19 protein-coding genes are annotated in these 17,928 nt (G+C 58.6%); 7 read left to right on the plus strand and 12 right to left on the minus strand.

Translation table 11 applies throughout. The features are described from left to right. Positions 1–48: 48 nt before the first annotated feature. The gene (locus AUC43_RS13975; RefSeq protein ID WP_068194802.1) at positions 49–426 is read left to right on the plus strand and encodes a hypothetical protein; all 378 of its coding nucleotides are present in this window, start codon (positions 49–51) and stop codon (positions 424–426) included. A gap of 87 nt (positions 427–513) precedes the next feature. Here AUC43_RS13975 and AUC43_RS13980 read toward each other — a convergent pair whose 3' ends face one another. From AUC43_RS13980 to AUC43_RS14000, 5 genes are all read right to left on the minus strand, one after another. Then, positions 514–1,806 carry a citrate synthase gene (locus AUC43_RS13980; RefSeq protein WP_068194805.1) on the minus strand — a complete coding sequence of 431 codons (1,293 nt, stop codon included), beginning with the start codon at positions 1,804–1,806 and terminating at the stop codon, positions 514–516. Between the two features lie 147 nt (positions 1,807–1,953). Continuing rightward, complete coding sequence (gene mnmE, locus AUC43_RS13985) at positions 1,954–3,378, minus strand: tRNA uridine-5-carboxymethylaminomethyl(34) synthesis GTPase MnmE (RefSeq protein ID WP_068194809.1); 1,425 nt, start codon at positions 3,376–3,378, stop codon at positions 1,954–1,956. A 57-nt stretch (positions 3,379–3,435) separates the two neighbouring features. After that, complete coding sequence (locus AUC43_RS13990) at positions 3,436–4,134, minus strand: metal-dependent transcriptional regulator (RefSeq protein ID WP_233254012.1); 699 nt, start codon at positions 4,132–4,134, stop codon at positions 3,436–3,438. 128 nt (positions 4,135–4,262) lie between these two features. Then, a complete protein-coding gene (locus tag AUC43_RS13995; RefSeq protein ID WP_068194811.1) occupies positions 4,263–5,273 on the minus strand; it encodes a 3-oxoacyl-ACP synthase III family protein in 1,011 nt (336 codons plus the stop codon). A gap of 108 nt (positions 5,274–5,381) precedes the next feature. Beyond that, positions 5,382–6,515: a glycosyltransferase family protein gene (locus AUC43_RS14000; RefSeq protein ID WP_157781083.1), complete on the minus strand. Its 1,134-nt coding sequence runs from the start codon at positions 6,513–6,515 to the stop codon at positions 5,382–5,384. Between the two features lie 102 nt (positions 6,516–6,617). Between AUC43_RS14000 and AUC43_RS14005 the strand changes: the two genes are divergently transcribed. Further along, positions 6,618–7,469 (plus strand): 2,3,4,5-tetrahydropyridine-2,6-dicarboxylate N-succinyltransferase, encoded by an 852-nt coding sequence (locus AUC43_RS14005; RefSeq protein ID WP_068198639.1) that lies wholly within the window; start codon positions 6,618–6,620, stop codon positions 7,467–7,469. 155 nt (positions 7,470–7,624) lie between these two features. Here AUC43_RS14005 and AUC43_RS14010 read toward each other — a convergent pair whose 3' ends face one another. The 3 genes from AUC43_RS14010 to AUC43_RS14020 all read right to left on the minus strand — a co-directional run bounded on the left by AUC43_RS14010 (position 7,625) and on the right by AUC43_RS14020 (position 10,375). Then, complete coding sequence (locus AUC43_RS14010; RefSeq protein WP_068194816.1) at positions 7,625–8,542, minus strand: isoaspartyl peptidase/L-asparaginase family protein; 918 nt, start codon at positions 8,540–8,542, stop codon at positions 7,625–7,627. 202 nt (positions 8,543–8,744) lie between these two features. Further along, positions 8,745–9,287: a peptide-methionine (S)-S-oxide reductase MsrA gene (msrA, locus tag AUC43_RS14015; RefSeq protein ID WP_068194818.1), complete on the minus strand. Its 543-nt coding sequence runs from the start codon at positions 9,285–9,287 to the stop codon at positions 8,745–8,747. A 200-nt stretch (positions 9,288–9,487) separates the two neighbouring features. Then, entirely contained in the window at positions 9,488–10,375 is an 888-nt protein-coding gene (locus AUC43_RS14020; RefSeq protein ID WP_068194821.1) for a 3-hydroxybutyryl-CoA dehydrogenase, read from the minus strand. Between the two features lie 200 nt (positions 10,376–10,575). On the opposite strand from AUC43_RS14020, the gene AUC43_RS21005 reads away from it, so the two are divergent. Beyond that, a complete protein-coding gene (locus tag AUC43_RS21005) occupies positions 10,576–10,734 on the plus strand; it encodes a lmo0937 family membrane protein (protein ID WP_157781084.1) in 159 nt (52 codons plus the stop codon). Between the two features lie 84 nt (positions 10,735–10,818). Here the strand turns inward: AUC43_RS21005 and AUC43_RS14025 are convergent, their stop codons facing one another. After that, on the minus strand, positions 10,819–11,496 hold the full coding sequence (locus AUC43_RS14025; protein ID WP_157781085.1) for a hypothetical protein: 678 nt from the start codon (positions 11,494–11,496) through the stop codon (positions 10,819–10,821). 244 nt (positions 11,497–11,740) lie between these two features. Then, positions 11,741–13,363 (minus strand): ABC-F family ATP-binding cassette domain-containing protein, encoded by a 1,623-nt coding sequence (locus tag AUC43_RS14030; RefSeq protein WP_068194825.1) that lies wholly within the window; start codon positions 13,361–13,363, stop codon positions 11,741–11,743. Positions 13,364–13,645: 282 nt separating this feature from the next. On the opposite strand from AUC43_RS14030, the gene AUC43_RS14035 reads away from it, so the two are divergent. Both AUC43_RS14035 and AUC43_RS14040 read left to right on the plus strand, forming a co-directional pair. Beyond that, on the plus strand, positions 13,646–14,125 hold the full coding sequence (locus AUC43_RS14035) for a DUF4199 domain-containing protein (RefSeq protein WP_157781086.1): 480 nt from the start codon (positions 13,646–13,648) through the stop codon (positions 14,123–14,125). A 185-nt stretch (positions 14,126–14,310) separates the two neighbouring features. Then, positions 14,311–14,730 carry a hypothetical protein gene (locus AUC43_RS14040; protein WP_157781087.1) on the plus strand — a complete coding sequence of 140 codons (420 nt, stop codon included), beginning with the start codon at positions 14,311–14,313 and terminating at the stop codon, positions 14,728–14,730. Between the two features lie 53 nt (positions 14,731–14,783). Here the strand turns inward: AUC43_RS14040 and AUC43_RS14045 are convergent, their stop codons facing one another. Continuing rightward, entirely contained in the window at positions 14,784–15,203 is a 420-nt protein-coding gene (locus tag AUC43_RS14045; RefSeq protein WP_068194836.1) for a hypothetical protein, read from the minus strand. 137 nt (positions 15,204–15,340) lie between these two features. Between AUC43_RS14045 and AUC43_RS14050 the strand changes: the two genes are divergently transcribed. Together AUC43_RS14050 and AUC43_RS14055 are read left to right on the plus strand one after the other, a co-directional pair. After that, on the plus strand, positions 15,341–16,126 hold the full coding sequence (locus tag AUC43_RS14050) for a murein L,D-transpeptidase catalytic domain family protein (RefSeq protein ID WP_082685101.1): 786 nt from the start codon (positions 15,341–15,343) through the stop codon (positions 16,124–16,126). A gap of 122 nt (positions 16,127–16,248) precedes the next feature. Next, positions 16,249–17,061, plus strand: a complete 813-nt coding sequence (locus AUC43_RS14055) for a M48 family metalloprotease (protein ID WP_068194842.1) — start codon at positions 16,249–16,251, stop codon at positions 17,059–17,061. Between the two features lie 197 nt (positions 17,062–17,258). Here AUC43_RS14055 and AUC43_RS14060 read toward each other — a convergent pair whose 3' ends face one another. Continuing rightward, on the minus strand, positions 17,259–17,894 hold the full coding sequence (locus AUC43_RS14060) for an LON peptidase substrate-binding domain-containing protein (protein WP_068194845.1): 636 nt from the start codon (positions 17,892–17,894) through the stop codon (positions 17,259–17,261). Between the last annotated feature and the right edge of the window lie 34 nt (positions 17,895–17,928).

Genomic DNA, 17,928 nt, shown 5'->3' on the forward strand with positions numbered 1-17,928 from the left:
CTAACGAATTGGCCATTCACTCATCTTTTCACCCATTACCCACTACCCATGAAAACTTTGTTCCTAGCTGCCTGCATTACGGCAAGTGTTTGTTCGGCTTCGGCTGCTGTAGCTGGTGGCCCCGGCGATGGCGCCTATTCGCAGGCCATGATTAGCCGCGCTACCACGCTTACCCGGGCCCTGGCTAACCGCATCCATTTCAACGAGGCGCAGTACGTGGCCGTGAAGCAGCTGCACCTGAACATGCTCACCGAGCGCCGCGACCTGGAAATTCTTCTAAACGGCGCCAGCGCCGAAGAGCGCGACGCCCAGCTCTCGTGGGCCCAGCAGCGTTACGAAAGCGAACTGATGTACTTGCTCAAGCCGCAGCAGCTGGTGGCCTATCAGTCGCTCCGCACCAACTTTACCGCGCACAGCCTTAAATAGGGGAGGGCGCCAACCCCTTCACTGCTGAACACGAAAAAGCCCGCTCCTTAGAGCGGGCTTTTTGTTTGGGGCGTCAATCCTTAAGACTTAAGCACGCTCGCTCATGGGCACATAGTCGCGCTCCAGTTCGCCGGTGTAAATCTGGCGGGGGCGGCCGATGGGCTCCTTATTCTCGCGCATTTCCTTCCACTGGGCAATCCAGCCGGGCAGGCGGCCCAGGGCGAACATCACCGTGAACATCTCGGTGGGGATGCCCAAGGCTTTGTAAATGATGCCGGAATAGAAGTCAACGTTGGGGTACAGCTTGCGCTCGATGAAGTACTGGTCGGTGAGGGCGGCTTGCTCGAGCTCCTGCGCGATTTTCAGCAGCGGGCTGTCTTTCAAACCCAGGGCTTGCAGTACTTCGTCGGCCGCCTTCTTGATGATGGTGGCGCGGGGGTCGAAGTTCTTATACACGCGGTGGCCGAAGCCCATGAGGCGGAACGAGTCGTTCTTGTCCTTGGCCTTGGCAATCCACTTGCTGGTGTCGCCGCCGTCGGCCTCAATGGCTTCCAGCATTTCAATAACCTCCTGGTTGGCGCCGCCGTGCAGCGGGCCCCACAGTGCGTTGATACCAGCCGAAACCGAGCCGTAGAGGCTGGCGTTGGCCGAGCCCACGAGGCGCACGGTGCTGGTGGAGCAGTTTTGCTCGTGGTCGGCGTGCAGGATGAGCAGCTTGTTCAGGGCGCTCACCACCACAGGGTTGATTTCATACTTCTCGGTAGGGAAGCTGAACATCATGTACAGGAAGTTGGCGCAGTAGTCGAGGTCGTTGCGCGGGTAGATGAGCGGGTGGCCCACCGAGTTTTTGTAGCTCCAGGCGGCAATGGTCGAAATCTTGGCCATGAGGCGCACGATGTTCAAATCGAGCTCCTCCTTGCTGATTTCGGGCGCAATGCTCTTGGGGTAGAAGGCCGTGAGCGAGCACACCAGCGACGACAGGATGCCCATGGGGTGGGCCGACGACGGGAAGCCGTCGAGAATCTTGCGAATGTCCTCGTGAATGAGGGTGTGCTGGGTAATCTGGTACTTAAAATTGTCGAATTCAGCCTGGGTGGGCAAAGCGCCGTAAATCAGCAGGTAAGCAACCTCCAGGAAGTTGGACTTTTCGGCCAGCTGTTCGATGGGGTAGCCCCGGTAGCGAAGAATGCCTTCCTCGCCGTCGAGGAACGTGATGGCGCTTTTGGTGGCGCCGGTGTTCTTGTAGCCTGAATCGAGGGTGACGTAACCGGTTTGGTCACGCAACTTGCCGATGTCAAACGCTTTTTCGTGTTCGGTACCTTCAATGACGGGCAAGCTAATGGATTTGCCGTCGAGGATAAGTTCAGCAGATTCTGCCATGGGCGGGAGGGATGTGAGGGGAATTTCAGTGCGAAACTAAGGCATAAGCCGTGCGCCGGGAAATTTTCCAGCTATTTGGCCCGGCATTGGTACAGAATAACTAGCGTGCAGGTTCGATAAATAAAAGATAGGCATGGAGCTAATCAGTTATTTACCGATGCAGAACTGTGTGAAAATGCTGGTGAGCAGGTCTTCGGAAGAAATTTCTCCGGTAATCTCACCCAGCGCTGCCAGGGCGTGGCGCAGGTCGGCAGCCAGCAGCTCGGTGCCCTGGCCGGTATCCAGGCCCGCCTGCACGGCCTGAAGGTGGGCGGCAGCCGTTTCCAGCGCGCGGGCATGGCGCACATTGGTGACGATGGTAGCGGACGCGGTGTTCTCCAGCGCGGAGCCCCGCACTTCGGTTAGCAATGCCGTTTGCAGCTCATCCAACCCACGCTTTTGGCCGGCGGCTACCAGCACCATGGGCGTGGGGCTGGCCAAGCCTACCTGCGCGGCTTGAAATTGAGCTAAAAAAGCTCCTTGCGCGTTGGGCGTTGCCAAATCGGTTTTGTTGCCCACCGCCAGCACCGGCAAGGCTAGGCCCCTGGTGAGCTCCTGGATTTCGGCTATTACCTCCGCCGGCGTCATTTCGGTCAGGTCGAACAAATAGAGCAGCAGGGCGGCCTGGCGCACGCGCTGGCGGGTGCGGCTCACGCCAATGGCTTCCACCTCATCGGCGGGATTGTCGCGCAGCCCGGCGGTGTCCACGAAGCGAAACCGGAGGCCGTCGATGCTGACCTCGTCTTCGATAAAGTCGCGGGTGGTGCCCGGAATGGCCGACACAATGGCGCGCTCCTCGCGCAGCAAGGCGTTGAGCAGCGTGGACTTGCCGGCATTGGGCCGCCCGGCAATGACCACGGTAATGCCGTTCTTGATGACGTTGCCCAACTCGAAGGAATGGAGCAGCCCGGCCACCACCCCGCGCACTTCGCTCAGGAGTTGGGCCAGGCCGGTGCGGTCGGCAAACTCCACGTCCTCTTCACCAAAGTCCAGCTCCAGCTCCAGCAAGGCCGCGAACTTGATGAGCCGGGCCCGGAGCTCGCGCAGCTCCTGCGAGAAGCCGCCGCGCAGCTGGTTCAGCGCCACCCGGTGGCTCAGGGCCGAATCGGAGGCGATGAGGTCGGCCACGGCTTCGGCCTGGGCCAGGTCCATGGCCCCGTTCAGAAAAGCCCGCTTGGTAAACTCGCCAGCTTCGGCCAGACGGGCGCCCTGGCGCAGGAGCAAGCCCAGCACCTGGCGCACAACGTAATCGGAGCCGTGGCAGCTGATTTCTACCACGTCTTCGCGGGTGAACGAGCGCGGGCTGCGGTAGAGCGCCGCTACTACTTCGTCCAGAATTTCACCCGAGCTGGGGTCGCGCAGGGTGCCGTAGTGCAGCGTGTGGCCCGCGGCATCGGGCATGCTTTTCTTAGAGAATACCGAGGCCGTGATGGCGATGGCCGCCGGGCCCGATAGGCGGACCACCGCCAGCGCGCCCGCACCGGGAGGCGTGGACAAGGCGACGATTGTATCGGAAAAAATGGTTTGGACCACGGAGTTAGTAGAAGATATCGGATGCCGCGAATTGAGCTGGCAATTCCGTGGGAAAGGCTATTCAGTTACAAATAAATTGCAGCTGACTTCGGCTGAAATCAATGCGGTTCGCTCTCGGTTGATTCTGATTTCGAAGGAGTTATCAAACCCAACCTTATCCAGCACTTCAACCAGGGCGCCGAGCTGCAGCCCCACTTTATCGAGGTACTGCAGGAAGGGCGCCGTGGTGTTTTTGACTGCGGCCAGGGTGCCACGATCGCCCACTTCCAGGTCGGCCAGCAGGCGGTGCGCGGGCCGGCGCATAGCGCCGTCCTCAGCTGGAATGGGGTCGCCGTGCGGGTCCAGGGCCGGGAAGCCCAGGAAGGCATCGAGGCGGCGCATGAGCAGCGGCGACTGCACGTGCTCGAGCTCCTCGGCCACTTCGTGCACCTCGTCCCAGTTGAAGCCCAGCTGCTGCACCAGGAACACTTCCCAGAGGCGGTGCTTGCGGATGGTGAGCAGGGCCACGCGCTGGCCTTCGGTGGTGAGCTGCACGCCGCGGTAGCGCTCATACGCCAGCAGGCCTTTGTCGGCGAGGCGCCGGAGCATGTCCGTGACCGAGGCGGCCCGGGTGTCCAGGGCCGCGGCAATGCGGTTGGTGCTCACGCCCGCCGTGTCCGGCTCTGCCTCGGCCAGCTTATAAATGGCCTTCAGGTAGTTTTCCTCGGTGTGGCTCGGCAGCTTGGAGGGTAGCGCGGGCAGGGTGGTAGGATTCATGCGGGCCGAGCCTGGGTAGTTTCTTTAAATGCCGCGCGGCGTGGCGGAGTTCGTATACCCCGCAACTATTTCGCGCCGCAGGCTAAAAATGCTTCGACAATAACAACTCGGCTCCCTAACAATGACCCCTAGAATTTCAACAAGGCCGAAGCCCACGTGAAGCCGCTGCCGAAGGCCGCCAGGCAAACCAGGTCGCCGCGCTTGATTTTGCCTTCTTGTACGGCTTCGCTCAGGGCAATGGGCACCGAGGCGGCGGTGGTGTTGCCGTAGCGCTGGATATTGCTGAACACCTTGTCGTCGGACAGGCCCATTTTCTGCTGCACGTACTGGGTGATGCGCAGGTTAGCCTGGTGCGGGATGAGCATGTCGATGTCGGAAGCCTGCAGGCCGTTCTGGTCCAGCGCCTCTTTGATAACCTGCGGAAAGCGGACCACGGCGTTTTTGAACACGTTCTGGCCGTTCATGTAGGGGTAGAGCTCCTGCGGATTGTCGAGCACGTATTGCACGCGGTTGTTGCGGTTGGAGCCGGGCTCTTTCACAATCAGCTCCTCGGCAAGCTCGCCTTGGGCGTGCAGGTGGGTGCTGAGAATGCCCTGGCCATCTTCCGTGCTGGGCCGCAGCAGCACCGCGCCGGCCCCATCGCCGAAAATGACCGAGACCGTGCGGCCTTCGGGCGACTTGTCGAGGCCGGATGAGTGAATTTCGGAGCCCACCACCAGCACGGTGTCGTACATGCCGGTGCGAATAAACTGGTCGGCCACCGACAGGGCGTAGATGAAGCCCGAGCACTGGTTGCGCACGTCGAGGGCGGGCGCGTTGTTGGTCATGCCCAGCTCGCGCTGCAGCAGCACGCCGGAGCCCGGAAAGAAGTAATCGGGCGACAGCGTGGCGAACACAATCAGCTGCACGTCATCGGGCGCGACGCCCGCCATCTCCAGGGCCTTGCGGGAAGCATTGGCCCCCATGTTGGCGGTAGTGTCCTTCCCTTCCTCAAACCAGCGCCGCTCCTTGATGCCCGTCCGCTCCTGAATCCAGGCATCGGAGGTATTCATCATCGGCTCAAGCTCGGCGTTGGTAACTACCCGGCTGGGTACGTAGTGGCCGACACCGGCAATGTAAGAGTGACGTAGGGTTGCCATGGATGACGGAAAAAGGAGTGGGAATTTGGAGTAAAAGTGAGATGCAGCGGCTAGGCCGGCTAAGGTCAAGCTGAACAGCTGACGTAAAATGGGGGCAAAGGTGGCAGGTTAAACGAGAGAATCCAGCAAAAGGCACAATTTTTTGCCTTCCTCGGCCCACAGAACTTCGGTGGGTATGCCCAAAGGATAAAAATTGCTGCTTCGCAACCGGGCCACCAGGGCGGGGCCCTCGGCCGGTTTCGCAAAGTCCAGCTCCAGGCCGGCGCCGTTTTTCTGGAGCAGTGCCTGCCACAGCGGGTTGGGCGAGGCGATAACCGGCAGGCCGTGGGCTAGGTATTCAAACAGCTTGGTGGGGCGGCAGCGTTCCGTGCTGGTGTGGGGGCGGTAGGGCAGCAGCCCCAGGTGGCTTTGCTGGATGGCCGCCACGATAGCCGCGTGCGGCACCGGCACCGCGCCGCCGCTCAGGCTAAGCCAGGAGGGATGTTGGGCTACCTTTTCCTCAAGCTGCCGGAGCAGGGCCGGCTGCTGGCAAAAGCCCATAATGGTGAGCTGGGCGCCACCCGGCCAGGCATAGTGGAGCTGCTGCGTAAGCGCAATGGCTTCCCACACCCCATTGAGCTCCGAGATGGTGCCCGAAAAAAGGAGCTTCAGGGGCAACTCCGGATAGGGCAGTTCCTTAGGTTTGGCTGGCAATAACTCGCCGGGGCCGGGCTGGTATTTGTTTTCCAGCACGACGACGCGGCCGTTGGGCTGAGCTGCTAAAAAGGGTAGTTCTTCGGCATAGCTGGCTTCGGCCAGAATAATCCCGGCCGCCCGGCCAGCCGCTAATGATTCCACCCAGCGCATGCCCGCGGCCAGCCAACGGCGGGTTATGCCTTGGTAGACGTGTTGGGTAGATACGTTCAGCGCGTAGTTTTCGCGGATGTCGTAAATGAACCTGCGGCCGGGCGACAGCCATTGCCACAGCATGGTAAGTGGCAAGAGCTCCGGCGCATGCACGATTACCACTCCAGGGCGTACTCGCCGCAAAAGCCGCCAGTAGTTGAGCTGAGCACCGAGCCGGGCCAGACTGAGCCGCGACCCGCTGAAAATAGCGTGCTGGTAAACGCCCTTGGCCTGGTTGTCTGCACCGGTTTGGCCGGCAGAGCTGCCGCGCCCGGCTACGTGCACTTCAGTATTGGGCCGGCTGCGAAGCGTTTCGGCAAACTTGCCCCGCATACGGGTATCGTCAACCGGTTTCAATACGGAAGCCAGCAGAACCACTAATTGAGACGAACCCGAGCCAAGCACGGGCCAAAGATGCTAGTTTTGCCCTTATTTACCTTGCGCCAGCCGCCTTACCCCATGCCCGACCAAACCTCCACCCTCAGCCTTTCGGCCACGCAAACCCTCGTTGAAAGCGCCTGGGCCGACCGTGCCCTGCTCCAGACCCCCGAAACCAAAGCCGCCATCGAGCACGTCATCGAAGAGCTGGACAAGGGCCGCCTGCGCGTAGCCACCCCGCCCGCCGAAGACGGCGGCGAGTGGACCATCAACGAGTGGGTGAAAAAGGCCGTGATACTGTACTTCCCCATCCGCCAGATGAACACGCAGGAAGTCGGCCCCTTCGAGTACCACGACAAAATGCTGCTCAAAACCGACTATGCCGGCCAGCAGGTGCGCGTGGTGCCGCCGGCCGTGGCCCGCTACGGAGCGTTCCTGGCTCCCGGCGTCATCCTGATGCCCAGCTACACCAATATCGGCGCCTACGTGGGCGAGGGCACCATGGTGGACACCTGGGCCACGGTGGGCTCCTGCGCACAAGTAGGCAAAGGCGTGCACCTGAGCGGGGGCGTGGGCCTGGGCGGCGTGCTCGAGCCGGTGCAGGCCGCGCCGGTCATCATCGAAGACGGGGCCTTCATCGGCTCGCGTAGCATCCTGGTCGAAGGCTGCCGCATTGGCAAAGAAGCCGTGATTGGCGCGGGCGTCACCATCACCGGCAGCACCAAAATTATCGACGTGACCGGGGCCGAGCCCAAGGAATACCGCGGCTATGTGCCGCCTCGCTCGGTGGTTATTCCCGGCTCAATTCCCAAGCAATTCCCCGCCGGCGAATACCAGGTGCCTTGCGCCTTAATTATCGGCCAACGCAAGCCCAGCACCGACCTGAAAACGTCGCTCAATGACGCCCTGCGTGATTTTGGTGTTTCGGTTTAAGCTAGTGACTGCTTATGGGTTTAAAATAATTCCGCATAAGAATTAGCAGGCGACTAAATAGCAACAATTAAAAAGGCCACTCAAGCGAGTGGCCTTTTTAATTGTTTGCAAATAGCCAAATGGAAGTTGGGTTAATTTAGCTCATTTTCATTTGGCTATTTGTCCATCCAGATGTCTACAAATGGCTCTTCCTCCCCGACCCGGTAAGCCCGGCGGAAGACGTTGGTGTTGGATTCGATGGCGATGTTGCCCTCAGGGTCGAGCGCGATGATGCCCCGGTCGCCCTGAAGCTTGTCGGCGTACATGCCCACGGCCTCGCGGGCGGCTTTGGCTATCGTGAGCTTCTTGTATTTGCGCAGGGCGTACACTTCGTGGGCGCAGGCCGCCAGCATGATGATTTCGCCGTCGCCGGTGCAGGAAGCGGCGCACACCTCGTTGTTGGCGTAGCTACCGCCGCCGTAGATGCAGCTGTCGCCCACCCGGCCCCGGAGCTTGCCCTCGATGCCGCCGGTAGAAGTGGCCACGGCCAGGTTGCCGTGCTGGTCGAGGGCCACGGCCCCCACGGTGTCGTGCTTGCCGGCGTGCTCCACTTCGGCCTGCTGCAGGATTTCCAGCCACTCTTGGCGCTGCTGGTCCGTCTTGAAGTAGCTGGGGTCCTGCAGCGTCAGGCCTTGCGACAGGGCAAATTCGTGGGCGCCATCGGCGGTGAGGAACGTGTGCTTGCACTTCTCCATCACCAGCCGGGCCAGCCGCACGGGGTTCTTCACCAACTTGAGCCCGCTCACGGCACCGCCGCGCAGCGTGAACCCGTCCATGATGGACGATTCGGTTTCCACATCGCCGTTGATATTGAACATGCCCCCGCGCCCGGCATTGAACAGCTCGTTATCTTCCATGCTCATCACCGCCGCTTCCACGGCATCGAGGGCGGTGCCACCCCGATTAAGGATTTCCCACCCCGCCTGCAGGGCCTGTTCCAACCCTTCTTTTAGCTTGGCTTCCTTTTCCGGCGGAATGGTAGATGGGTCGGTATTTACCGCGCCGCCATGAATTAATAAAACATATTTTCCCATGATGCAAAGTAGAGGTTGTGGTGTGGCTTCTACTTAGGGGGCAAGATTTGGTTTTGTTGAGCTAAACGAGGCGGCGGGCTAACGCCTTAACGATTAAGACCTAGTTTAGCCCAACTTTTTTGGCCGAATGCTCGGGAATATAAAAAGGCCGTTCCGCCAGAATGCGAAACGGCCTTTTTAATTCTCACGAAATCTAGGCGAATTAAATAGCAGCGCCGGCTTTTAATTTATCGCCAAACAGCGCTTTTACTTTTTCAACCTTGGGGCGAGCCACAAATTGGCAATAAGGCTCATGGCCGTGCAGGTTGAAATAGTTCTGGTGGTAGTTTTCGGCCGGGTAAAATTCAGGAGCGGCAGTGATTTCCGTTACCACCGGATTGGGAAATGCTTTTTCCTTGTTGAGTTTCTGCTTATAATATTCGGCAAGCTGTTTTTGCTCGTCGTTGTGGTAATAAATTACCGAGCGGTACTGGGTACCGGTGTCGTTGCCCTGGCGGTTTAGGGTCGTCGGGTCGTGCGTTTTCCAGAAGATTTCCAGCAGCTCTTTGTAGCTGATAACGGCGGGGTCGAAGGTGATATCAATTACCTCCGCGTGCCCGGTCAGGCCGCTGCACACTTCCTTATAGGTCGGGTTCTTGATGCGGCCTCCCGCATACCCGGAAACCACTTTTTCAACTCCTTTCAGATTTTGAAATACCGCTTCGACGCACCAAAAGCAGCCGGCTCCAAACGTTGCATGTTCCATAAATAGGCGTTTAAATTCTGTCTAACTTTAATTACAACTCCATAGACGCCGCGTAGGTTATTTCCTTACAAGGGGCATGGACATGTTTTTAAGAAAAAAGAACGACATGCTACAAACCGTAGCATGTCGTTGCAGGGTGTCAGTTTAGCTCTGTGGCGTTGCTTAGCGTGATTTGGGAGCGTCGAAATCAGCTCAATAACCTAGCGCCGAAACCGCTCGGCCACTACCAGGTCCTTGGAGCCGGCCGTGTACTGGTAGAAGCCTTCGCCGGATTTGGCACCCAGGCGGCCGGCCATTACCATGTTTACCAGCAGCGGGCAGGGGGCGTACTTGGGGTTGCCCAGGCCGTCGTGCAGCACCCGCAAAATGGCCAGGCAAACATCCAGCCCAATAAAATCGGCTAGTTGCAGCGGGCCCATGGGGTGAGCCATGCCCAATTTCATCACGGTGTCAATTTCCTCCACGCCGGCCACGCCTTCAAACAGCGTAATGATGGCCTCGTTAATCATGGGCATCAGAATGCGGTTGGCCACAAAACCGGGGTAATCGTTTACTTCCGTGGGGGTTTTGCCCAGCTTGCGCGACAACTCCATGACCTGCTGCGTCACGGCATCGGACGTGGCGTAGCCCCGAATTACCTCCACCAGCTTCATCACCGGCACGGGGTTCATAAAGTGCATGCCTATTACCTGCTGCGGGCGTTTGGTGACGGCGGCAATCTTGGTAATAGAAATGGACGAGGTATTCGACGCCAGAATGGCATCGGCGGGCGCGTACTGGTCGAGGTCGCGGAAAATTTGTAGCTTCAGGTCCACATTTTCCGTCGCAGCTTCTACCACCAGGCCCGCGCCGGCTACGCCGGTTTCCAGCGAAGTCGAGGTGCGAAGGCGGCCCAGGGTGGCGGCTTTATCTTCCTCGCTCAGCGTTGCTTTGGCTACTTGGCGGTCCAGGTTTTTGGTGATGGTGGCTAGGGCGCGGTCCAGGGCAGGCTGGCTGATGTCGATAAGCGCTACGGAAAAACCGTGTTGTGCAAAGACGTGAGCAATGCCATTGCCCATGGTGCCGGAACCAATAACGGCTACATTCATAACTAGCGGAAAAAGTGTGGGAGAGAAGAGCATACCGCTCAGTTGAGCAGGATAGCAAAGCTACGGCACCATTAGTAAGGGGCGTTTTTGTTTGCATCCGCAAAAATATTTTTTCATTTATTATATCCTTTTAAACGAGCCCGCGTACAAAGCCGCAGAGACACTTCTTTTTTCTTTCACCTTCTTCACTCTCTCCAGCCATGGGCAACCTCCTGTATATCATCGCCGTCATCCTCATCATCATTTGGGCAGTTAGCTATTTCGGTGGCTTCTATACTGGTGGCATCATTCACACCCTGCTCGTAATTGCTATCATCGCCATTCTGCTCCGTGTAATTAGCGGCCGAAGCGCGGTCTAATGCCACCTGTGAGTTAACTATAAGACGTAAAAAAGCCCCGCTGATATATCAGCGGGGCTTTTTTACGTCTTATAAATAATTTGTTTAGCGACCAATGTTAAACAAAAAGCTAAAACGAATTACCAGGCCCGGGTACAGTGAATAAATGGTGTTGTCGAAATTATAAAGCCCGACAATGTCAACTGCTGCGTTTTGGCCCAGGTACGAGCGGTAGCCAATGCCCGCGAGGGGAGTGGTTACCGTGCGCTTGTATTTATAGAAACCATTGTTGGAGTCCACGTCAACCAATTCGGCGTTGGTGACTTCGTATTCGGCGTGAACAAAAAACTCTTTGTACACGATGTACTGTGCGAATGCTTTCAGCCCCACGCTGCTCGATTTGATGCTGTTATCGCCTTGCGCGTTCAGGACATAGCCGGCGTTTTTGGCTGCATCGGTTAAACTGTAGCTGCTGTAGGCGTACGAAATGCCTGGCCCGAGAGCAAACTTGTCGGTAATGCGGAAGCCGATGGCCGGCGCGGCACTCACGTTAAATTGGTTGAGCCCACCGTTGGAAGAGAAGCCCAAGCCGAAATTGGTGTAGAGAAATTTCTTGGTCGGCGGCTTGTCTTCGGCGCCCCCCGCTTTGGTCGCTTTGCGGTTTGGAAATTCCAGGCCCGAAGGGGCATTGGGCGAAGGTTCCGCGGCCGGAAACTCTGGTGCCGGCATCGGGGCCGCCGAAGGCTGGGTGGCAGGAGGCGTAGTCGGAGCGGGAGCGGGCACCGGGGTGGGCTCCGGCGTACGGGGCTTAGCCGGGGGGGGCCGGGAGGCGCCGAGTTGAGCACCGGCTTGTCCTGTGCCTGCGCACGGTGGGCCGGCAGGCAGGCCACCCCGGCAAGCAGCAGCAGCGGAAGCAAATGGCGTTTCATTATCAAAGCAGGAATGGAATGAGAAATAAAGAAAAAGGAATTATTTGAAACGAAGTAATCGAATTTCCTCGCTCTTAATTCCTTTTCCTTCATTAATGTTAAGCCAGCTTATACATTTTCTGGCGCTGCGATTTCAGCGTCTCGTCGGCCAGGTATTCTTCGTAGTTCATGCGCCGGTCCAGGATGCCATCGGGGGTTAGCTCAATGATGCGATTGGCAACGGTTTCGATGAACTGCAAGTCGTGCGAAGCGAACAGCAGCGAGCCTGGGTAATCGCGCAGGGCGTTGTTCAAAGCCGTGATGCTTTCCAGGTCCAAATGGTTGGTTGGGTCGTCCAGGACCAGCACGTTGCCGCTCTGTAGCATCATTTTCGAGAGCATGCAGCGCACTTTTTCCCCGCCGCTCAGCACGTTGCTTTTCTTCTGCGATTCCTCGCCCGAAAACAGCATGCGGCCCAAAAAGCCCCGAATAAAGCTTTCGTCTTTTTCCTCGGAATACTGCCGCAGCCAGTCCACAAGGTTCAGTTCGCCGGACTGGAAGAAGTTGTTGTTTTCCTTGGGGAAATAGCTGGGCGTGATGGTGGTGCCCCATTTGAATTCGCCGGTGGCCGGAGTGGCTTCCCCAAAGAGAATGTCAAACAGGAGGGAAGCGGCGCGGTCGTCGCGGCCCACAATGGCCACTTTGTCCTTTTTGTCCAGCGTAAAGCTCACGTTTTTAAACACCGTCTGGCCGTCTACTTTCGCGCTCAGGTTTTCCACGCTCAGCAGCTGGTTGCCGGGCTCGCGCTCCGATTTGAAGGCGATGTACGGGTAGCGGCGCGAGCTGGGCTTGATATCTTCCAGGGTAAGCTTTTGCAGCAATTTCTGGCGCGAAGTAGCCTGCTTGCTTTTGCTGGCGTTGGCCGAGAAGCGGCGCACAAACTCTTCGAGCTCTTTGCGGCGGTCTTCGGTTTTCTTGTTGGCGTCTTGGCGCTGGCGCAGCACGAGCTGGCTGCTCTCGTACCAGAACGAGTAGTTGCCGGGGTACATGGTGATTTTGCCGAAGTCCAGGTCGGCCATGTAGTTGCACACGGCATCGAGGAAGTGGCGGTCGTGGCTCACCACAATCACGGTGTTCTGGAAGCTGTCGAGGAAGTTCTCAAGCCAGAGCACGCTCTCGGCGTCGAGGTTGTTGGTCGGCTCGTCGAGCAGCAGCACGTCGGGGTTGCCAAACAGGGCCTGGGCCAGCAGCACGCGTACTTTTTCGCTGGCGCCGAGGTCGGCCATGAGGCTGTGGTGCTTGTCTTCCACAATGCCCAGGCCCGACAGCAGCTCGGCGGCTTCGTACTCGGCATTCCAGCCTTCCAGGTCCGCAAACTCGCCTTCCAGCTCGGCAGCGCGCTCGCCGTCGGCGTCCGAGAAGTCGGCTTTGGCATAGAGGGCGTCCTTCTCCTGCATCACGGCATACAGCCGCTGGTGGCCCTGAATCACGGTTTGGAGCACCGGCTGCTCGTCGTAGGCAAACTGGTTCTGCTTCAGCACGGCCAGGCGCTGGCCGGCCGGCATCTCCACCGAGCCCGTGTTGGGCTCCAGCTCGCCGGAGAGAATTTTCAGGAAGGTGGATTTGCCCGCACCATTGGCCCCAATGAGGCCGTAGCAGTTGCCAGGCAGGAATTTCGCGGTAACGTCTTCAAACAGGATGCGCTTGCCATAGCGCAGGCTCACATTGGTGGTCGAAATCATTCAGTAAGAAAATAGTAGCAAACAAAAACTGCACAACCGTGCGCAGCAGCGCGCAAAATTACGCACCAGGAGGCGGGCCGAAATCCTGCCCGAAAAAAGAGGTTGACAAACCTGATGAAAATAACTAACTAGGTGTCAAATTAGTGCCCTAGGTGTGGGCCAAAACCCCTTGGCGCGGCAAAAATGGCCTATGAATAACTTCTGCCTACTCGAGCTAGTATAAAAAGACAATCAGCCGGAGATACCGGTTTTTCTTCACCTCAATTCAATTAAGCTTCGGCCATGGCAGACCTTTCAATAACCTCCGAGAACAATGGATTTCGCATGGGCGCCTACACGGCGGCGGCCTTGGTTGTGTACACGGGCATTGCTATGCTGGCGGGGTTCCTCGATAAAATTGAAGCGGGCTCGCTCGACCTGGTGATTATAGCCGCAGGCGTGGTGATGGCCATTAAGCGCTTTAAGCGGGCGCGGGGCAACCGCATGTCGTACCTGCAGGGCTTCGGCACGGGCATCATCACGGGGCTGGTGGCGTCGGTGTTGCTGGCCGCTTTTTTCTGGCTGATGGGCGGCGTGAGCAAAGGCGTCATGAATTCGGTGCAGCGCATTCAGGCGCGCGACCTGTTTGGCGCCGACCTGGGCGTGCTCATTGGGGGGCTGGGCATTATCCTGATGGGCACCATGACGGGGGTAATCACCTCGCTCATCGCCATGCAATACTTTAAAAGCCCCGACCACCAGGCCGTGGCCAGCTTAGACTAAGCCATTGTTTCATTGAACTTTCGCGCTACAAGACGGCCCCGGTTGGGGCCGTTTTTATTTGCGCCTAGATATAGCGCTAAAAATATTTTTATAATGAAAATTAGACTGAACAAGAATTAACCAGTATCTTTCGGGCGTTAAGCCAATAAATCCACGGAGGTCTTCTACTCATTCCCTTGAATTTTATGTTTAAAATTCTAATCCCCACGTTGACAGTCTTCCTGGCCCTGGGTTCCTTTTCGGCCCACGCCCAAATGGCCGACCGCCTCTCGGAGCACCCCACCTTCAACAAGGCGGCCATGAAAGAATCGGTAGGTCCCGACGCCGTGGCGCTGACGCGGGAAATGACCAAAAAGCTCCACCTCAACGAGGCGCAGATACTCAACCTTCTGGCCCTGAACCGCACCAAGCTGGCCGGCCTCAGGAGCATCAACCAAGAGTACAAGGACGACGAAGCCACCCGGGCCGCCAAAACGGCCGAGCTGGAATCTCAGTTTGAACAGGAATGCAGCCGCGTGCTCACTCCTTCGCAGCTCAGCCAGCTCCACCAGGGAACGGACCACCCCACTACCGCTCCCAGCAACTCCGGAAACGGCCTGGGCTAACCCCATTACTGCCGGCAAAAAAGGCCCGCCATTAGCATGGCGGGCCTTTTTTGTTAGGGCTGCTTGGGCGAGAGTGGGTCGGCTAATACTTCCGTGACCGTGCCTAGCGGGCCAAACCGCAGGCTGATGCACGCAGCCTCGGACCGGGCGTGGCGCGCATTGCACTGGGTGCCGGGCTCCAGGTAGTAGTAGTACACTTTTTCGGTGCCAGCGCGCAGCTCTTCTTCATCGGGAGGGCCAAGCAGGGCCGTTACGTCGTCGGCCCGGGCCTCGTACAGGGCCTCTTTGCTGCGCACCAGGGCCGGCACGGCGGCCCGGCGCTGGTCGCGGCAGGCGTAGGGGTCGGCGCGCCAGGCCTTCGCGTCGAATCCCGGCAGCCTGGGCAGGGCGTGGCCGCAGCCGCCGAGCAGCCCAATGATACCCAGAACGAGGAGAAAGCGAGGGCTGCTGGCGGGTGAAAAGGGCAAAAACATAACGAAAATGAGGAAAAGTGCTAGGTCTATTAGAATTGGGCTAAGCTAAGCACTAAGTTTGGCCCGATAGTGTATACTGCTGTGCTAAACCGTGCCGACGGCTCAGTTTACACGTATTTCGAACTCACCGAATATTCATGTTTCAGTTACCTGGAAAGGTTGTATTTGCGGGCTTGTTACTGGGCCTGATGGTGCCCCCGAAGCAGCTCGCCGCACAAGCCCTGCCCACCAAAGCTATTGCGATGCTGCCGGTGGCGGCCCGCCGGGCTTATTATCAAACCGCTTTTGAACAGCGGGCGGCCCAACTTTACACCGTGCTGGGGCTGGGCCGGTCGGGGCTGCCGCTTAAGGTCTTTCGGGAGGGCCTGGTGGGGTACTACAACCTCCGCCCCGCGGGCAAGCCCACGGCCAGCCCGCCGGTGCTCACGCTCATCGATTTTAGCATTTCCAGCCAGCAGAAGCGCCTGTGGGTTATCAATGTGGAGAAAGCCAAAGTGTTGTATCATACGCTGGTGGCCCATGGCAAAGCCAGCGGGGCCGATGTGCCGCTGGCATTCTCCAACAAAGGGGGCTCGGAGATGAGCAGCCTGGGCTTTTATCGCACCGCGCCCACCACCTACACCGGCAAGCACGGCCTTTCGCTCAAGCTGGTGGGGCTCGACCCGGGTTTCAACACCAACGCCGAAAGCCGGGCCGTGGTGGTGCACGGGGCCGAATACGTGTGCCAGGACTTCGTGAAAACGCACGGCCGCCTGGGCCGCAGCCAGGGCTGCCCGGCGCTGCCTGTAGCCGAAACCGCCGCCATTGTGAAGGCCATTAAGGGCGGAAGCGTGCTGTACCTGCACGGGCCAGAAGGGGCAAACTACCACTCGCGGTGGTTGAATTTGGATAAGGCGGTGGCGGCGTACTCGGGCGTTTACTAGCGGGCCAGCCCCAGGGCAATAACCAGAACGGAAAGGGCGCGTTATAAGGCAAGTGGGCCACGGCGGCAGGCGAAAAGCTGCGGCGTGGTCGATTTAACCCTTCATTTCACTTTCCCTTCCCAATGCGTCTCAATCTCCGCTTCATCATTGCCATCATCGTGGCGGCGGTGTCCCTTTTTGGCTATTACTTCAACACCTCCAAGAACGAGGTGACCGGCGAAACTCAGCACGTAAACATGAGTGCCGACCAGGAAATAGCCCTGGGCCTGCAGGCTGCGCCCGAAATGGCCGCCCAATACGGGGGCGAAAGCCCCAATGCCCGCGCCACAGCCGCCGTGCAGCAGGTAGGCCAGAAAATCATTGCCAGTACCAAGGCCGGCCAAACCCCCTACAAGTTTCAGTTTCACCTGCTGGCCGACGACCAGACGATTAATGCCTTTGCCCTGCCCGGTGGGCAGGTGTTCATCACCCAGGGCCTGCTGAAAAATTTGACCTCCGAAGGGCAGCTGGCGGGCGTGCTGGCCCATGAAATTGGGCACGTGGTGGGACGGCATTCGGCCGCTCAGGTGGCCAAGTCCAACCTCACGCAGGGCCTGGCCGGCGCCGCTACCATTGCGTCCTACGACCCCAACAGCCCCGGCAGCTCCATCGCCAAGGCCGCCGTGGCCGCGGCCATTGCCAAGGTTATCAGCCTGCGCTTTGGCCGCAACGACGAGCTGGAGGCCGACAAGCTCGCCGTTGACTTCACCCCCCAGGCCGGCTACGACCCCCGTTCTATGATTCAAGTGATGAAGATGCTGGAGCAGCAAAGCGGCCGTAGCTCAACGCCCGAGTTCATGAGCACGCACCCCGACCCGGGCAACCGCATTGCCGAACTACAGAAAGAAATTGCGGCGGAATTCCCCCAGGGAGTGCCCGCAGGACTGAAAGAATAGGGGCTTGTCATCGCGAGCGCAGCGCGGCAATCCGCCCTGTTTTCAGCAACCAGTTCAATTATGTAATAAAGCCCCGGCACCATAAAGTGTCGGGGCTTTTTGCTTTGAAAGCGTTTCTTACAACTCAAGGTTGGTCGCTGAAAACAGGACGGATTGCCGCGCTACCCTCGTAACGACGGACGGACTGCCGCGCGATGTCAAAAGTTGGGTGGCGTGAGGTTTTTGAAGTGGCCGTTGAGCCGCACCCGCTCTTTTAGGCGCTCGGTTTCGAGCACCACGGGCAGAATATTGTCGAGGTGCTCGCGCACCATTTCCTGGCGTTCGTGCTCGCTGGTGGTGGCCAGGAGCTGGTATTCCTGCTCGGTGCTTAGCCCAATGTGGTGGGCCACGTCGAAGATGCAGTAGTCGGGGGCCAGTTCCAGCAGGAGCTTGCGCAGGCCGAGGGCTTCGTAGAGCAGCCGCACCTGCTTGGTAATGATTTCGCGGAGCACGGGGTCGGGTTCCTGGTCCTGCACCACATCCTCGACCTGGCCGCCGGCATAGAGCTTGCCCGGGGCCTGGCGGTAAAATTTATTGATGCGGAAGACGCCAATGGCTTTGGTCCGAATGTCGAGCTCCCCGCTGGAATACGTTTGCTCCACGCCCAGTAGCCGCATTTCGGTGCCCAGCTCGCTGAGGGAATTGTCGAGGTAGGGCGGGATGCCGAAGGTGATGTTTTGCTCGATGCATTCGCGCACCAGCTGGCGGTACCGGGGCTCAAAAATGTGAAGGTTCAGCTTTTCACCCGGGAAAACCACCAGATTGAGCGGAAACAGCGGCAGTAAGCGGGACATGGCAGCGGGACTGAGAAAGTAAGATAACTGAGAC

Source organism: Hymenobacter sedentarius (genome assembly GCF_001507645.1).
In the GTDB taxonomy this organism is placed as follows: domain Bacteria; phylum Bacteroidota; class Bacteroidia; order Cytophagales; family Hymenobacteraceae; genus Hymenobacter; species Hymenobacter sedentarius.

What these genes read in the sequence shown, in the direction of transcription:
- AUC43_RS13975 (WP_068194802.1), top strand. Translation starts at nt 49, where the DNA reads ATGAAAACTTTGTTCCTAGCTGCCTGCATTACGGCAAGTGTTTGTTCG.
- AUC43_RS13980 (WP_068194805.1), bottom strand. Translation starts at nt 1,806, where the DNA reads ATGGCAGAATCTGCTGAACTTATCCTCGACGGCAAATCCATTAGCTTG.
- AUC43_RS13990 (WP_233254012.1), bottom strand. Translation starts at nt 4,134, where the DNA reads ATGAATCCTACCACCCTGCCCGCGCTACCCTCCAAGCTGCCGAGCCAC.
- AUC43_RS13995 (WP_068194811.1), bottom strand. Translation starts at nt 5,273, where the DNA reads ATGGCAACCCTACGTCACTCTTACATTGCCGGTGTCGGCCACTACGTA.
- AUC43_RS14005 (WP_068198639.1), top strand. Translation starts at nt 6,618, where the DNA reads ATGCCCGACCAAACCTCCACCCTCAGCCTTTCGGCCACGCAAACCCTC.
- AUC43_RS14010 (WP_068194816.1), bottom strand. Translation starts at nt 8,542, where the DNA reads ATGGGAAAATATGTTTTATTAATTCATGGCGGCGCGGTAAATACCGAC.
- msrA (WP_068194818.1), bottom strand. Translation starts at nt 9,287, where the DNA reads ATGGAACATGCAACGTTTGGAGCCGGCTGCTTTTGGTGCGTCGAAGCG.
- AUC43_RS14020 (WP_068194821.1), bottom strand. Translation starts at nt 10,375, where the DNA reads ATGAATGTAGCCGTTATTGGTTCCGGCACCATGGGCAATGGCATTGCT.
- AUC43_RS21005 (WP_157781084.1), top strand. Translation starts at nt 10,576, where the DNA reads ATGGGCAACCTCCTGTATATCATCGCCGTCATCCTCATCATCATTTGG.
- AUC43_RS14030 (WP_068194825.1), bottom strand. Translation starts at nt 13,363, where the DNA reads ATGATTTCGACCACCAATGTGAGCCTGCGCTATGGCAAGCGCATCCTG.
- AUC43_RS14035 (WP_157781086.1), top strand. Translation starts at nt 13,646, where the DNA reads ATGGCAGACCTTTCAATAACCTCCGAGAACAATGGATTTCGCATGGGC.
- AUC43_RS14040 (WP_157781087.1), top strand. Translation starts at nt 14,311, where the DNA reads ATGTTTAAAATTCTAATCCCCACGTTGACAGTCTTCCTGGCCCTGGGT.
- AUC43_RS14045 (WP_068194836.1), bottom strand. Translation starts at nt 15,203, where the DNA reads ATGTTTTTGCCCTTTTCACCCGCCAGCAGCCCTCGCTTTCTCCTCGTT.
- AUC43_RS14050 (WP_082685101.1), top strand. Translation starts at nt 15,341, where the DNA reads ATGTTTCAGTTACCTGGAAAGGTTGTATTTGCGGGCTTGTTACTGGGC.
- AUC43_RS14055 (WP_068194842.1), top strand. Translation starts at nt 16,249, where the DNA reads ATGCGTCTCAATCTCCGCTTCATCATTGCCATCATCGTGGCGGCGGTG.
- AUC43_RS14060 (WP_068194845.1), bottom strand. Translation starts at nt 17,894, where the DNA reads ATGTCCCGCTTACTGCCGCTGTTTCCGCTCAATCTGGTGGTTTTCCCG.